General features: G+C 57.4%; 15 protein-coding genes. 8 read left to right on the top strand and 7 right to left on the bottom strand.

Annotation, left to right across the window (positions count from 1 at the left end; genetic code table 11):
* Window positions 1-5 precede the first annotated feature (5 nt).
* From gsiB to gsiD, 3 genes are read left to right on the top strand one after another with little or no spacing between them, the layout of a single operon-like run.
* The gene (gene gsiB / locus AM329_RS09850) at window positions 6-1544 is read left to right on the top strand and encodes a glutathione ABC transporter substrate-binding protein GsiB (RefSeq protein ID WP_032608919.1); all 1539 of its coding nucleotides are present in this window, start codon (window positions 6-8) and stop codon (window positions 1542-1544) included.
* Between the two features lie 5 nt (window positions 1545-1549).
* Window positions 1550-2470, top strand: a complete 921-nt coding sequence (gsiC, locus tag AM329_RS09845; RefSeq protein ID WP_006809475.1) for a glutathione ABC transporter permease GsiC — start codon at window positions 1550-1552, stop codon at window positions 2468-2470.
* A 1-nt stretch (window position 2471) separates the two neighbouring features.
* On the top strand, window positions 2472-3383 hold the full coding sequence (gene gsiD, locus AM329_RS09840; RefSeq protein ID WP_003858425.1) for a glutathione ABC transporter permease GsiD: 912 nt from the start codon (window positions 2472-2474) through the stop codon (window positions 3381-3383).
* Between the two features lie 63 nt (window positions 3384-3446).
* Here the strand turns inward: gsiD and rimO are convergent, their stop codons facing one another.
* Window positions 3447-4772 carry a 30S ribosomal protein S12 methylthiotransferase RimO gene (rimO, locus tag AM329_RS09835; RefSeq protein ID WP_022650675.1) on the bottom strand — a complete coding sequence of 442 codons (1326 nt, stop codon included), beginning with the start codon at window positions 4770-4772 and terminating at the stop codon, window positions 3447-3449.
* 216 nt (window positions 4773-4988) lie between these two features.
* Here rimO and bssR point away from each other — a divergent pair, with 216 nt between their 5' ends.
* A complete protein-coding gene (bssR, locus tag AM329_RS09830; RefSeq protein ID WP_032608920.1) occupies window positions 4989-5372 on the top strand; it encodes a biofilm formation regulator BssR in 384 nt (127 codons plus the stop codon).
* Window positions 5373-5478: 106 nt separating this feature from the next.
* Window positions 5479-6597: a PQQ-dependent sugar dehydrogenase gene (locus AM329_RS09825; protein WP_032608921.1), complete on the top strand. Its 1119-nt coding sequence runs from the start codon at window positions 5479-5481 to the stop codon at window positions 6595-6597.
* On the opposite strand, the gene AM329_RS09820 is transcribed toward AM329_RS09825, so the two are convergent.
* On the bottom strand, window positions 6598-7224 hold the full coding sequence (locus tag AM329_RS09820; RefSeq protein WP_003858411.1) for a glutathione S-transferase family protein: 627 nt from the start codon (window positions 7222-7224) through the stop codon (window positions 6598-6600).
* Between the two features lie 243 nt (window positions 7225-7467).
* Between AM329_RS09820 and dacC the strand changes: the two genes are divergently transcribed.
* Window positions 7468-8673, top strand: a complete 1206-nt coding sequence (gene dacC / locus AM329_RS09815) for a serine-type D-Ala-D-Ala carboxypeptidase (protein WP_032610192.1) — start codon at window positions 7468-7470, stop codon at window positions 8671-8673.
* Between the two features lie 40 nt (window positions 8674-8713).
* Here the strand turns inward: dacC and deoR are convergent, their stop codons facing one another.
* The 3 genes from deoR to AM329_RS09800 form a co-directional block, all read right to left on the bottom strand.
* Window positions 8714-9472: a DNA-binding transcriptional repressor DeoR gene (gene deoR / locus AM329_RS09810; RefSeq protein WP_032608922.1), complete on the bottom strand. Its 759-nt coding sequence runs from the start codon at window positions 9470-9472 to the stop codon at window positions 8714-8716.
* Window positions 9473-9539: 67 nt separating this feature from the next.
* Window positions 9540-10148 carry an undecaprenyl-diphosphate phosphatase gene (gene ybjG, locus AM329_RS09805; protein WP_032608923.1) on the bottom strand — a complete coding sequence of 203 codons (609 nt, stop codon included), beginning with the start codon at window positions 10146-10148 and terminating at the stop codon, window positions 9540-9542.
* Window positions 10149-10155: 7 nt separating this feature from the next.
* On the bottom strand, window positions 10156-10884 hold the full coding sequence (locus AM329_RS09800; protein WP_032608924.1) for a phosphatase PAP2 family protein: 729 nt from the start codon (window positions 10882-10884) through the stop codon (window positions 10156-10158).
* Window positions 10885-11051: 167 nt separating this feature from the next.
* Between AM329_RS09800 and AM329_RS09795 the strand changes: the two genes are divergently transcribed.
* On the top strand, window positions 11052-12284 hold the full coding sequence (locus AM329_RS09795; protein WP_032608925.1) for an MFS transporter: 1233 nt from the start codon (window positions 11052-11054) through the stop codon (window positions 12282-12284).
* Window positions 12285-12808: 524 nt separating this feature from the next.
* On the opposite strand, the gene AM329_RS09790 is transcribed toward AM329_RS09795, so the two are convergent.
* Window positions 12809-13621: a Cof-type HAD-IIB family hydrolase gene (locus tag AM329_RS09790; RefSeq protein ID WP_022650681.1), complete on the bottom strand. Its 813-nt coding sequence runs from the start codon at window positions 13619-13621 to the stop codon at window positions 12809-12811.
* On the bottom strand, window positions 13611-14825 hold the full coding sequence (locus AM329_RS09785; protein WP_022650682.1) for an MFS transporter: 1215 nt from the start codon (window positions 14823-14825) through the stop codon (window positions 13611-13613). The genes AM329_RS09790 and AM329_RS09785 overlap by 11 nt, the downstream gene beginning before the upstream one ends.
* An 82-nt stretch (window positions 14826-14907) precedes the next feature.
* Between AM329_RS09785 and AM329_RS09780 the strand changes: the two genes are divergently transcribed.
* Window positions 14908-15459: a TetR/AcrR family transcriptional regulator gene (locus tag AM329_RS09780; protein ID WP_032608926.1), complete on the top strand. Its 552-nt coding sequence runs from the start codon at window positions 14908-14910 to the stop codon at window positions 15457-15459.
* Window positions 15460-15485: the final 26 nt, after the last annotated feature.

The raw sequence follows: 15485 nt of genomic DNA, 5'->3' as shown, positions 1-15485 counted from the left end.
ACACAATGGTTCCTTTTGTTGCTCGTCAATGGCTGCTTGCCGCGAGCGTGACGGCTGCGCTGGCCGCCGCCCCCGCGTTCGCGGCGAAAGATGTGGTGGTGGCTGTGGGGTCTAACTTCACGACGCTGGATCCGTATGATGCTAACGACACCCTTTCTCAGGCGGTGGCAAAATCTTTCTACCAGGGGCTGTTCGGCCTGGACCGCGAGATGAAGCTGAAAAACGTGCTGGCGGAAGGCTATACCGTGTCGGACGATGGGCTGGTCTATACCGTTAAGCTCCGTACCGGCGTGAAGTTCCAGGACGGCACCGACTTCAACGCCGAGGCGGTTAAGATCAACCTGGACCGTGCCAGCAATCCGGAGAACGGCCTTAAGCGCTACAACCTGTATAAAAATATCGCCAGCACCGAGGCGGTTGACCCGGCGACGGTGAAGATCACCCTGAAAGAGCCGTTCTCGGCGTTTATCAATATTCTGGCGCATCCCGCGACGGCGATGATTTCGCCCGCCGCCCTGAAAAAATACGGCAAAGAGATTGGCTTCCACCCGGTGGGAACCGGGCCGTACGAACTGCTTACCTGGAACCAGACCGATTTTGTGAAGGTGAAAAAATTCGCCGGATACTGGCAGCAGGGGCTGCCGAAGCTGGATACCATCACCTGGCGTCCGGTCGTGGACAACAATACCCGTGCCGCGATGCTACAAACCGGCGAAGCGCAGTTTGCCTTCCCAATTCCTTACGAACAGGCGGCGCTGCTGGCGAAAAACAGCAAGCTGGAGCTGGTGGCCAGCCCGTCGATAATGCAGCGCTACATCAGCATGAACGTCACGCAGAAACCGTTCGATAACCCGAAGGTGCGCGAAGCCATCAACTACGCCATTAACCGTCAGGCGCTGGTGAAAGTGGCCTTTGCCGGCTACGCCACCCCGGCGACGGGCGTGATGCCGCCAACCATTGAGTACGCGCAAAGCTATCAGCCATGGCCGTACGATCCGGCGAAAGCGCGGGAACTGCTGAAAGAGGCGGGCTATCCGAACGGCTTTAACACCACGCTGTGGTCGTCGCATAACCACAGTACCGCGCAGAAGGTGCTGCAATTTACCCAGCAGCAGCTGGCGCAGGTGGGCATTAAAGCCAGGGTCACGGCGATGGATGCCGGACAGCGAGCGGCGGAAGTGGAAGGCAAAGGACAGAAAGAGAGCGGCGTACGGATGTTCTACACCGGCTGGACGGCTTCAACCGGTGAAGCGGACTGGTCCCTGTCGCCGCTGTTTGCTTCCCAGAACTGGCCGCCAACGCTGTTCAATACCGCGTTCTACAGTAATCCGCAGGTGGATAAAGATCTGGCCGATGCCCTGAAAACCACCAAACCGGAAGAGAAAGCGCGCCTGTACAAAGAGGCGCAGGACATTATCTGGAAAGAGTCGCCGTGGGTGCCGCTGGTGGTGGAAAAACTGGTCTCAGCCCACAACAAAGCGCTGACCGGTTTTTACATCATGCCGGATACGGGCTTTAGCTTTGATGACGCGGATTTAAAATAAAACTCATGCTGAATTATGTGTGTAAACGCCTGCTGGGGCTTATCCCGACGCTGCTGATTGTGGCCGTGCTGGTGTTTTTGTTTGTCCATATGCTGCCCGGCGATCCGGCGCGTTTGATTGCCGGACCGGAAGCGGATGCGACGGTTATTGAACTGGTGCGTAAACAGCTCGGTCTTGACCAGCCGCTGTACAGGCAATTTCTGCGTTACATTGGCAATGTCCTTCAGGGCGATTTCGGCATCTCAATGGTGTCGCGTCGTCCGGTGTCGGAGGAGATTGCCAGCCGCTTTATGCCTACCTTCTGGTTAACGATTGCCAGTATGAGCTGGGCGGTTGTGTTTGGCCTGGGCGCGGGGATTGTCGCCGCCGTCTGGCGCAACCGCTGGCCGGATAAGCTCGGTATGGCGCTGGCGGTCACCGGCATCTCTTTCCCGGCGTTTGCGCTGGGCATGCTACTGATGCAGATTTTCTCCGTTGAGCTGGGCTGGTTGCCGACCGTCGGGGCCGACACCTGGAAGCACTACATTCTTCCCTCTATGACGCTTGGCGCGGCCGTTGCGGCGGTGATGGCCCGGTTTACCCGCGCCTCGTTTGTCGACGTGCTGAGCGAAGATTACATTCGCACCGCGCGGGCAAAAGGGGTGAGTGAGAAATGGGTCATTCTGAAGCATGGTTTTCGTAATGCGATGATACCGGTGGTCACGATGATGGGGCTACAGTTCGGCTTCCTGCTGGGCGGCTCTATTGTGGTTGAGAAGGTCTTTAACTGGCCGGGGCTGGGGCGCCTGCTGGTCGACTCGGTCGATATGCGTGACTATCCGGTCATTCAGGCTGAAGTCCTGCTTTTCTCGCTGGAGTTTATTCTTATCAACTTAGTGGTGGATGTGCTGTACGCCGCCATTAACCCGGCCATCAGGTATAAGTAAGATGCGATTACTGAACTGGCGTCGCCAGGCCATTTTAAACGCTATGCCGGGGATCAGGCCGGACCATATTCGCACCCCGTGGATTGAGTTCTGGCGTCGATTCCGTCGTCAGCCCGTCGCTATGGTCGCCGGGTTGTTTGTGTTACTGCTGATCCTGGTGGCGATTATCGCCCCCTGGTTAGCCCCGTTTGATGCGGAAAACTACTTCGATTACGACCGGCTGAACGATGGACCGTCGATGATGCACTGGTTTGGCGTGGACTCGCTCGGGCGCGATATTTTCAGCCGCGTGCTGGTAGGGGCGCAGATCTCGCTGGCGGCCGGGGTCTTTGCGGTGCTGATGGGCGCAGCAATTGGCACCGTGTTGGGGCTGGTGGCCGGGTACTACGAAGGCTGGTGGGACCGCATCATCATGCGTATCTGCGATGTGCTGTTTGCCTTTCCCGGTATTCTGCTGGCGATTGCCGTGGTGGCGGTGATGGGCAGCGGCATGGCGAACGTCATCATCGCCGTGGCGGTATTCTCGATTCCCGCTTTCGCGCGTCTGGTACGTGGCAACACGCTGGTGCTGAAGCAGCAGACCTTTATCGAGTCGGCGCGCAGCATGGGAGCCAGCGATGCCACCATCCTGTTCAGCCATATTCTGCCGGGAACGGTCTCGTCTATCGTGGTCTATTTCACCATGCGCATAGGCGTGTCGATTATCTCGGCGGCCAGCCTGTCGTTTTTGGGGTTAGGCGCACAGCCGCCGACGCCGGAGTGGGGCGCGATGCTGAACGAGGCGCGGGCGGATATGGTGATTGCGCCACACGTGGCGATCTTCCCGAGCCTGGCGATTTTCCTGACCGTGCTGGCGTTTAATTTACTGGGGGATGGGCTGCGCGACGCGCTGGATCCGCGGATAAAAGGGTAGTGCTGTGGAATGTGCCGGGTGGCGGCGACGCCTTACCCGGCCTGGAACAGAGGCGTGGGGAGATTAAACCCGGCTGCCCCACAAATCATACTCGTCGGCGTTTTCGACCTTCACGCGAATAATATCGCCCGGCTTGACGTTGGTTTCGCCGTTCAGGTACACCGCGCCGTCGATTTCAGGCGCATCCGCCATGCTGCGGCCAATCGCGCCTTCTTCGTCCACTTCGTCGATAATCACCAGAATTTCGCGGCCCACTTTCTCCTGCAAGCGTTCAGCAGAGATCTGCTGTTGCAGCTGCATAAAGCGGTTCCAGCGCTCCTCTTTTACCTCTTCCGGTACCTGGTCCGCCAGCTCGTTGGCCGTTGCGCCTTCAACCGGGCTGTACTTGAAGCAGCCGACGCGATCCAGACGCGCCTCTTTCAGGAAGTCGAGCAGCATCTGGAAATCTTCTTCGGTTTCACCCGGGAAGCCGACAATAAAGGTGGAGCGCAGGGTCAGATCCGGACAGATTTCACGCCACTGCTTGATGCGCGCCAGCTGGCGGTCAACGGAGCCAGGGCGTTTCATCAGCTTCAGAATGCGCGGGCTGGCATGCTGTAGCGGGATATCCAGGTACGGCAGGATTTTGCCTTCCGCCATCAGCGGGATCACATCGTCAACGTGCGGGTACGGGTAGACGTAGTGCAGACGCGTCCAGATCCCGAGCTTAGCCAGCTGCTCGCACAGGCCGACCATGCTGGTTTTCACTGGCTCACCGTTGTGGAAACCGGAACGGTGTTTAACGTCCACGCCGTAGGCGGAGGTGTCCTGGGAGATGACCAGCAGCTCCTTCACGCCCGCGTCGGCCAGGCGTTTGGCTTCTGCCAGCACCTCGCCAATCGGACGGCTCACCAGATCGCCACGCATCGACGGGATGATGCAGAAGGTGCAGCGATGGTTGCAGCCTTCGGAAATTTTCAGGTAGGCGTAGTGGCGCGGCGTCAGCTTCACGCCCTGTTCCGGCACCAGGCTCAGGAACGGGTTGTGCTTTGGTTTGGGGACGTAGTGATGAACATGTTCCAGCACCTGCTCGTAGCTGTGTGGACCGGTGATCTCCAGCACCTTCGGGTGCACTTCACGGATCTGGTCTTCTTTTGCGCCCAGGCAGCCGGTCACAATCACTTTGCCGTTTTCCGTCAGGGCTTCACCAATGGCTTCCAGGGATTCCTGAACCGCGCTGTCGATAAAGCCGCAGGTGTTGACGATCACCATGTCGGCGTTGTCGTAGCTTGGCACCACGTCATAGCCTTCAGTGCGAAGTTCAGTCAGGATGCGTTCGGAGTCCACCAGGTTCTTCGGGCAGCCCAGGGAGACAAAGCCGATTTTCGGCGGGTGCGTAACATTGCTCATAGGTTAAAAATTCATCAATTATGGAGTTATCAGGGCGGGATTTTACAGCGTATCGCAGGGGATTTATACACTCTTGATGGCGCAGTTGAGGCCGGCAATCGTTGTAACATTGTAAAGAATGTTAATCAGTTATCGTTTATTGATCCCAGGCATTACATTGTACAAAAAATGACCTTATTCTTAATGAGGTAACATGGCTGACAGAGGAGGAATAGCATGTCCGTTGACAGACTGAAACGCGATCTGCTTAACAAGATGATCAACGCCCGAATCGACCTGGCTGCATATCTGCAACTCCGCAAGGCGAAAGGGTATATGTCAGTCAGCGAAAGCGAAAATCTGCGTGATAACTTCTTTGAACTTTGCAATTTCATGCGTGAAAAAGCACCCATCCTGAAAGCGCACTACGCTGAAAGCGAATTAGTGGCGCTGCGCAGCGCCGCCGAGGTGCTCTCCATCGCCGGGGTCTGTTTGATGAACGGACGTCACGACTGCCCGAATTTTATTGCCGTTAACGCGGAGAAGCTTGAAAACTGCCTGACCACGCTCGCGCTTTGCATCATGTGTCTGAACAAGCCGGAAACGCTTGCCCGGCACTGAACCCGGGGGAGGCAACTCCCCCTTCTGATTAAGCTTTTGTAAAAGTGGTAACGCACCCGGGAACAGTGGCTAATCTTTAAGCCATATGTCGATAAAGGAGTGCGTTATGCCTCGATCCTCGCTGATTTTCCTTCCAGTCTTGTTATTCCCGCTTTCACTGCTTGCAGCGCCTGAGACGGTTAAGGTCGACGTGCTACAGACAAAACTGGATCACCCCTGGTCGCTGGCGTTTCTGCCAGATAACAAGGGGCTGCTCATCACGCTCAAAGACGGGCAGCTTAAGCACTGGCAGGCAGGGAAAGGGCTCTCCGATCCGATTGTCGGCGTGCCGAAAGTGTGGGCGAGCGGCCAGGGCGGACTGCTGGACGTCGCGCTGGCCCCGGATTTTGCACAATCACGGCGGGTCTGGCTCAGCTTCGCCGAGGCAGGTAATGATGGCAAAGCGGGTACCGCGGTGGGCTATGGGCGGTTGAGCGATGACCTGTCGCGCATTGAGGGCTTCCAGGTGGTGTTCCGACAGATGCCGAAGCTCTCTACCGGCAACCACTTTGGCGGACGGCTGGTGTTCGACGGCAAAGGCCATCTTTTTATTGGCCTGGGTGAAAACAACCAGCGCCCGACGGCGCAGGATCTGGACAAGCTTCAGGGCAAGGTGGTGCGCCTGACGGAGGACGGAAAAGTGCCACCGGATAATCCGTTTGTGAACACCGCCGGTGCGCGCCCGGAAATCTGGTCCTATGGCATTCGCAACCCGCAGGGAATGGCGATGAACCCGTGGAGTGACACGCTGTGGCTCAACGAACACGGACCACGCGGTGGGGATGAGGTTAACATTCCTGAGAAGGGCAAAAACTACGGCTGGCCCCTGGCGACGCACGGGATCAATTACAGCGGCCTGAAAATCCCGGAAGCGAAAGGCGAGCACGTTGAGGGCACTGAAAAACCGCTGTTTGTCTGGAAAGTGTCGCCCGCCGTCAGCGGCATGGCGTTCTACAACAGCGACGTCTTCCCGCAGTGGAAAAACAAGCTGTTTATCGGCGCGCTGAAGGAGAAAGACGTCATCGTGCTGAGCGTGAAGGGCAATAGCGTGACGGAGGATGGGCGAATTCTTGGGGATAAAGATCAGCGTATCCGCGATGTGCGCGTCGGGCCGGATGGTTATCTGTACGTGCTGACCGACGAGACGGACGGGCAGCTTTGGAAAGTCAGCCCGTCCGGGTCGTAATCAGGTCACCGGGATCATCACCACGTTGCGATACGCCGGGCGCTCGCTGAGCTGCTGGATCCAGCGCTCAAGGTGAGGGCGCGGGGTCCAGCTGAGACCCATGTTAGTGAGGTTCCAGACGAAGGGGGCGACGGCGATATCGCCCACGCCGAACGTGTCGCCGGAGAACCAGGTATGCTTCGCCAGTTCGTCGTCCATCATCGCAAACAGCGACTCACACGCATCCTGGGCGGCATGAATGGCGGGATAATCACGATCGGCTTCCGGCGTACGGATAAGCCCCATCAGGATCACGCGGTGCGTGGGGGAAAGCGTCTGGTTTGCCCAGTCCATCCATTTTTCGCCCTGCGCGCGCTGGGCCGGATTTTCAACCCACAGGCGACCCTGGCCGTACTGCGCGGCGAGATAACGCACAATGGTATTGGACTCCCACAGCGTGGCGTCTGTCTCGTCATCGCGCAGCAACGGCACCAGCCCGTTTGGGTTCATCGCCAGATAGTCGGCGTCTTTATTCACCCCGAACGCCATGCCAGCCATAATTTGGTTGAACGGTAAATCCAGCTCCTCCAGCGTCCAGAGCACTTTCTTCACGTTAGTCGAATTGTTCCTGCCCCACAGCGTAATCATATTTACTCCCGATGAGATGTGAATCCGAGTCAGCTTTTCGCCATGGTGAGATAAACCTAACAATTACGCAACAGATGCTAAAAAAAACGCCGCAATCAAAGCGTATCTGAATGTTATTGCATAAACTTTAAAAACTTTACCTGGAACAGGTTTCTTTGAAGGCTGTAGTGCGCTATTACTCATCGCTTCTTGCGACACGGTGATTGTGACGTGATTTTTAGAATGGACACTCGGGTGGCATTTATGACGCAAAAAACTTCTTCTCTGCGCAGCCTGGCGGCAGGCTCGGCGCTGCTTTTCCTTTTTGCCCCAACGCTTCATGCGGCGGAACAGACAGCGCCCGAAGCGCCGCCTGTTGATGCGCGCGCCTGGATCCTGATGGATTACGCCAACGGGAAAGTGCTGGCGGAAGGTAACGCCGACGAAAAACTCGACCCGGCGAGCCTGACGAAAATTATGACCAGCTATGTGGTCGGCCAGGCGTTAAAAGCAGGCAAGATCAAGCTGAATGACATGGTCACCGTCGGGAAAGATGCCTGGGCGACCGGTAACCCGGCGCTGCGCGGCTCGTCCGTGATGTTCCTGAAGCCCGGTGATCAGGTCTCCGTTTCCGATCTGAATAAAGGGGTCATTATTCAGTCGGGAAATGATGCCTGTATTGCGCTGGCCGATTACGTCGCGGGCAGTCAGGACTCGTTTATTGGGCTGATGAATGGCTACGCGAAAAAACTGGGTCTGACCAATACCACCTTTAAAACCGTTCACGGCCTGGATGCGCCGGGTCAGTTCAGTACCGCGCGCGATATGGCGCTGCTGGGCAAAGCGCTGATCCATGACGTTCCGGATGAGTACGCCATCCATAAAGAGAAAGAGTTTACCTTCAATAATATTCGCCAGCCTAACCGTAACCGCCTGCTCTGGAGCAGTAACGTTAACGTGGACGGCATGAAAACCGGTACAACTGCCGGGGCCGGATACAACCTGGTGGCTTCTGCGACGCAGGGCGATATGCGCCTGATCTCGGTGGTGCTGGGCACGAAAACCGACCGCATTCGTTTTAACGAGTCAGAAAAACTGCTGACCTGGGGTTTCCGCTTCTTTGAAACCGTCACGCCGATTAAGCCGGACGCCACCTTCGTCAGCCAGCGCGTCTGGTTTGGTGATAAAAGTGAAGTAAACCTGGGGGCAGGTGAAGCGGGGTCCGTCACCATTCCACGCGGCCAGCTGAAAAACCTGAAAGCCAGCTATACCCTGACCGAGCCACAGCTGACCGCGCCGTTAAAAAAAGGCCAGGTGGTCGGGACGATAGATTTCCAGCTTAACGGCAAATCCATTGAGCAGCGTCCGCTGGTGGTAATGGAAGCGGTGGAAGAGGGCGGCTTCTTCAGCCGGATATGGGACTTTGTGTTAATGAAATTCCACGGCTGGTTTGGCAGCTGGTTCAGCTAAGTTTTTGCCGGGTGGCGGCTTCGCCTTACCCGGCATAACCTCAATACATCAACTTCACCTGCTGCGCTTTCGCGTATGCCACCAGCTCGTCATCCGGGCGGCAATCACTGACGATGGCGTCAAAGCGCGACAGCTCTCCCATCCTTGCCGGACGGACCTTGCCAAATTTACTGTGATCAACCACCAGCACATGCTGCTGTGCGGCGTTGAGCGCCCACTGTTTCACCGGTAACTCTTCAAGATTAAAACAGGTTGCCCCCTGTTTCACATTCACGCCCGCCGCAGAGTAAAAGGCGATATCCGGGCATACATTGCTCAGCGTGTCCTGATTATTCAGCGGTTTGAAAATGGCGTTGCTGGCATGAAATTCGCCGCCACACAAAATCACCCGGCACGCCGGTTTCTCCTGCAAGGCCAGGAAGGTGTTTAGCGAATAACAGACGGCGGTAAAGGGAACGGTGCTGTCGATGGCCTCGATGATCCACGGGGTTGTCGTACCGCAGTCAAAAAAAAGCGTTTGATGCGGCTGCACCAGCGAGGCGGCGAGCCGCGCGGCTTTGCGCTTCTCCTCCACCAGGCGTGTTTTTTGATCGCTTAACAGATAATGGCTGGCGCTACGCGGCTCCAGAACAATATACCCGCCAAGCAGCACAACGGGGGCGCTGTCGCTGTTCAGATCGCGACGAATGGTCATTTCAGACACGCCAAGCAGGGTAGCGGCTTCCTTAAGATGCAGCTTATCGCTGCGCTTCAGCGCCTGGAGCAGCTGAGCAATGCGGTCATCGCGACGTGTTTCCATAGATCCTCGGGCTAAAAAAGTGAGCCCCCGCAGGGCGGGGGCTCAAGTGTAACCTGACGGACCGGGGTTAGTCACGTATCCAGCCTTTGCGGATCGGAAGGGCAAACAGAACGCGATAGGCCTGTGATAATCCACGATAAAGCGCCGGACCAAAGAGGCTCCACAGGATGGCTGCGCTGATGCAGCCCATCAGTCCCACCAGGAAACCGCCGACCATATCCAGCGGCCAGTGCACGCCCAGGTAGACGCGGGACCAGGCGATGGTGACCGCCACGCCCATCAGCACTACGCCGGACCACAGGCGATGCCAGAACAGGAAGGCCAGCGCAAAGGTGAAGATCACCGTGCCGTGATCGCTCGGGAACGAGTCGTCCGGCGCATGGTGCAGGAAGTTGTAGCCGACGCGATCGACAAACGGACGATCGTGTGGGAAGGCGTGGCCCAGCACGTAGCTTGCCAGCACGCTGACGCCGATCGCCATCGCCATTTTGATCACCAGATGGCGCTGGGCGGTGACCTGTGTACGAGGTCCCCATAACCAGAGGATCACCGCCAGCGCCGGTACAATGCTGATCACATCTTTCGCAATGAAGGTGGCGAGATCGATCATCCATTCCGGTGACGACGGCGTGGCGTTGAGCAGGTAAAACAGTTCGTAGTTCAGATTTTCTAACATAATCTCGTTACTCTTTAGCAAACCAGGCGGAAACCAGCCCGTAAACCAGCACCTGGGAAAACCAGACCCACCACCCGGCCCACAGGTTGTGAGAGAAAAAATGCGCGCCGCGCATGACCTGCCCGAATCCCATCAGCAGCCCCATAACACCGCCCAACGCGACAAAGGTCCAGGCCAGGCGTGGACGTTCACGCCAGAAGGCAAAAAACAGCCCCATCACCATAAACCCGCTTGAGGCGTGGCCGCCGGGAAAGCAGCGTCCCGGTCCGCTGTCTGCCGGAATCGCGCTGAACAGGGGATACGAGACGGCTTTGCCGCCATACTCCACCAGATCCCACGGACAGCTGTGGTGGCTCATGCTTTTCAGGGCTCCTACAACGAGCGCGCCCAGACCCATCAGAAGCGCGGCCGTCACCAGCCGGGCATTGCGTCTGTAAGTCCCGTAAACCAGCGCGATGACGGCCAGGGCAATGGCCACATATTTCGCCAGCCGATGGTTGAGCAGATCCAGCAGCGGATTTTGCTGTAGCGGGAAATGATGCGTCGCCGCGTCATACCAAAAGCCGGTGATCCATCGGTCAAGCGATTCATCGCGCGAAAGCCAGGTAAAAAGCAGCGCAAGGACGATCAGCACGAAAAGCTGATAACCATAAAAGCGGGCAGGCAAACGGTAAAGGCGTTTTGTCTTATTTGTCGGTAACTTAGATAATTCTGAAGGGCTGACGGCGTGTGTCATAGTTTCGGTCAATAACGTGAAATAGCACTATCATAAGGAGGGCAACTTAAGGAAACCTTAAACAACAACGATAAGTGCCTTATTTCTGTTTTTTCACGTTAATTTGCTATCTCAGACAGCGGCAATTCATTACACTCATCGCGATTTTTTCATATTAAAGAGATTGCATGATAAACCGTTCTTCTTCCGGTAATCGTCTGGGTCGTCAGGCGTTACTTTTTCCTCTGTGTCTGGTGCTTTACGAATTCTCTACCTACATCGGCAACGACATGATCCAGCCAGGCATGCTGGCTGTGGTTGAGCAGTACAACGCAGGTATTGAGTGGGTACCTACATCGATGACCGCCTATCTCGCGGGCGGCATGTTTTTACAGTGGCTTTTAGGGCCGCTGTCGGATCGTATTGGCCGCCGCCCGGTGATGCTGACGGGCGTGGTATGGTTTATCGTCACCTGTCTCGCCACGCTGCTGGCGCAGAACATTGAGCAGTTTACGTTGCTGCGTTTCCTTCAGGGCGTGAGCCTGTGCTTTATTGGTGCCGTGGGCTACGCCGCTATTCAGGAGTCGTTTGAGGAGGCGGTATGTATCAAAATTACCGCGCTGATGGCGAACGTGGCGCTGATTGCACCGCTTCTGGGGCCGCTGGTGGGAGCCGCATGGGTCCACGTCGCGCCGTGGGAAGGGATGTTCGTGCTCTTTGCCGCGCTTGCGGCCATCTCTTTCTTTGGTCTGCACCGTGCGATGCCGGAGACCGCCACCCGCCTGGGCGAAAAGCTCTCGCTTAAAGAGCTGGGGCGTGATTATAAGGCGGTGCTGAAAAACGGCCGTTTTGTCGCGGGCGCGCTGGCGACGGGCTTTGTCAGCCTGCCGCTGCTGGCGTGGATTGCCCAGTCGCCGGTCATTATCATCAGCGGCGAACAGCTTAGCAGCTATGAGTATGGCCTGTTACAGGTGCCGATTTTTGGCGCGCTGATTATCGGTAACCTGGTGCTGGCGCGTCTGACGTCACGCCGTACCGTGCGTTCGCTGATTATTATGGGCGGTTGGCCCATAGCGGCAGGGCTGATTATCGCGGCGGTGGCGACCGTAGCCTCGTCTCATGCGTACCTGTGGATGACTGCGGGGCTGAGCATTTACGCGTTTGGTATCGGCGTGGCGAATGCCGGTCTGGTACGCCTGACGCTGTTCGCCAGTGAAATGAGTAAAGGCACGGTCTCTGCCGCGATGGGGATGCTGCAAATGCTGATTTTCACCGTCGGAATTGAGGTGAGCAAGCATGCTTATGCTTTCGGCGGTAACGGGCTGTTCAGCCTGTTCAACCTCGCCAACGGCGTGCTGTGGATTGCCCTGATGGTGGTATTCCTGAAAGACAAACGCGTCGGAAACGCCCTGCAACCGTAATCCTTATCCCCTCTCCCCCCTGGGCGAGCTCGGGACAGTTCCCTCTCCCTGTGGGCTGAGGGATCCCCAGTAATTTGAAAGCAAAAGCGATAACGTTGCCTCAGAATAACTGAGGGCTTTCAGCGATGCCTCGGTCCGGCTGTAAATCGCTGAGGCGTTTCCTGTAGGCCGGGGCGAGGCGCAGGGATGCGCCGAGAGGGCGGGCTTTACAGGGATGTTACCTCCGCCCGTCCCCGATAAGCCGGAAGGAATAAGCCGAAGGCACCTCGAAGCGGCGATTTTCCGCCGGAAGCCCGGGTCGCCAGGGTGGTGGCGACTGAGCCACCCTGGCACGTTCACCGGTCATGTCGTGACAGAGTAGCAAGGAACATAAAGTGAACGGAATGACCACCAGAGCCGTATGTTCCCCCTCACCCCAGCCCTCTCCCTCAAGGGAGAGGGGGCCGTCTGTGCAGGCATTATTTTGTGGGGAACCCTCAGCCCTGTGGGAGAGGGTTAGGATGAGGGCACCAGAGCGCACGGAATCAATTAAACGGCGCCTCCCCGTCCAGCACCCTATCAATTACGTCCAGCACCCCTTCGTCATTATTGTTCGGCGCTTCATAGCGGGCCACCGCCTTAATGTGCGGTCTGGCATTGGCCATCGCGAAGCCAAACCCAGCCTGGCGCAACATCTCCACGTCGTTACCGCTGTCGCCAAAGGCCACCACTTCACTGTCCTCAATGCCCCAGCGCGCTTGCAGGATCCGCAGGCCGTTAGCTTTGTGTACGCCGGGGATAATCAGGTCGATACTGCCGTGTCCCGTGGTCACCGGCACCATGATGTCGCCAAGCTTCTCATGCAGCAGCGCCTGAATGCGCGGAATTTCGTCGTCAGAGACGTTTAGCCCGAATTTGAAGAAAATATCGTTGAGGTTGTCAAAGCTGCTGACGCTTTCAAGGCGGTGATAGTATTTCGCAGCAATCTCTTTGAAGAGGTCGTTATACGTTTTCAGCGTGTAGGCGCTGTTTTTTCCGCAGGCAATTATCTCAATGCCGGGCACGTCGTTTAACAGGGTGGCGACGGTCAGAAAATGCTCTTTCGACAGTTCGCCGTTAAACACGTCTTCGCCCGCATCTACCACCCAGCCGCCGTTTTCGGCGACGAAGGCAATTTCATGGGCGATCTCCGGGAAAAATGAGATCAGCTGGTAGTACTGGTTTCCGCTGGCGACCACAAAACGGATGCCTTGCGCTTTCATGCGCGCGTACTGCGCCAGAAAACGCGCGCGGTTATAGGTTTTCGCATCGCTCAGGAAGGAGCCATCCATGTCGACTGCAATCAGTTTAACGCTCATATCCCTTCTCCATTGACGTTGTTTCTGCTTCCGGTTTTGCCACCGCTCGCGCCACCAGGGCGGCAATAATGACTAACCCTAATACCACCAGCATCGCGCTGCGTAACCCGTAGTGCTCACCGAGGAATCCAAGCAGCGGCGGGCCCACCAGGAAAGCGAGGTAGCCCGTGGTCGCCACGACGCTCACGCGCGTCGGCGCGTCGGGGCCGGTATCGCTGGCAGCGGAAATGGTCAGCGGGAAGCCAAGGGAGGCGCCCAGTCCCCACAGGATCACCGACACGCCGGCAATCCAGTCCACATCCACAAAGATAATCATCGCGATGCCCAGCCCACCCAGCAGGGCGCTGGCACGGACGACAGCCACGCGGCTGTAACGGTCGATAAACCAGCCCCCGGTAAAGCGTCCGACGGTCATGCCGAGCGTAAACCCGGCGTAAATCAGCGAGCCGGAGGTGGGGCTAAATCCGTGCCCGTCCACCATCAGCAACGGTAGCCAGTCGTTGGCCGAGCCTTCAGCAAACGCCATCGCCAGCACCACCACGCCAATCAGCATTAGCTGGAAATCACGATAAAAGGGCAACCCTTTTTCCGCAGACTTCTGTTCGTCCGTGGCGTGTTGTCCTGTGCCTGCGGGAATAGCCCTGATGCCGGTGAGGATCGGGATAATACAGACCAGCGCCGCCAGCAAAATGTGCACATTGGCCGCAATGCCCAGCGCCGTCAGCGCCATCCCCACGCCCGCGCCCGCCAGCGTGCCGAGGCTGTAAAAACCATGCATCATCGGCAGCACCGTTTTGTTCATCGCCTGTTCGACGGCGGCCCCCTCGACGTTAATGGCCACTTCCGCCGCACCAAAGCTGCCGCCAAATACCATCAGCCCAAGGGCAAACATCAGCGGCGAGGCGAACCACAGCGCCACGCTCAGACCGAGCATTCCCACCACGGCGCAGCACATGGTGGTGCGGATCACCGCGCGCGTGCCAAAGCGCTTCACCAGCCAGGCCGAGCAGAGGATGCCGCTCATCGAGCCAATCGACAGGCCAAACAGCACGATCCCCATCTCCGCCGTCGAGACGGACAGCGTATCGCGGATTGCCGGGGTGCGCGTTGCCCAGGAAGCCATCAGCAGCCCGGGGATGAAGAAGAACATAAACAGCGCCCACATGCGCAGATGCAGGGCTTTGCGAGGAGAAGTTAGCGTCATTGGGATCAGCACCAGAAGTACAACAATAGCGACAACACTAGCAACTTTGTGTACATTTGTACACAAACTGGATGAGGATTTTATGAGCAGACCACCGAACGACCCTAACCGCCGCGAGAAGATACTCCAGGCGACGCTGGACACCATTGCTGAGCACGGTATTCATGCCGTCACGCACCGCAAAATTGCCACCTGCGCAGGCGTGCCGCTGGGGTCGATGACCTACTATTTCGACGGGATGGAGTCGCTTCTGGAGGAGGCCTTCACGTGGTTTACGCAGCAGATGTCTCAGCAGTACCGGGATTTCTTCGCGGGGGTGACCGGGCGGGAGAGGGCGTGCGAGGCCATTACCACGCTGATCCACAGTTCAGCCGTGACCACGCCACACAATATGGCGCTGATGTATCAGTTATACGCGTTTATGCACCGCAGCGCCGCGCTGAAAACGGTGATGCAGGACTGGATGAAGATGAGCCAGACTACGCTTGAGCAGTGGTTTGATCCGGCCACCGCCCGTGCGCTGGATGCGTTTATCGAGGGAATGACGCTGCATTTTGTAACCGACCGGTCGCCGTTAACCCGGGAGGAGATCCGGGTGATGGTGGGGCGGATTGCGGGCGAGGATACCATCTGATAGCGCTCGCCCCGGCCACGCCTGAT

This window comes from Enterobacter cloacae complex sp. AR_0002, assembly GCF_001922365.1.
Lineage (GTDB): Bacteria > Pseudomonadota > Gammaproteobacteria > Enterobacterales > Enterobacteriaceae > Enterobacter > Enterobacter hormaechei_C.
This window is presented reverse-complemented; position numbering and strand designations above follow the sequence as displayed.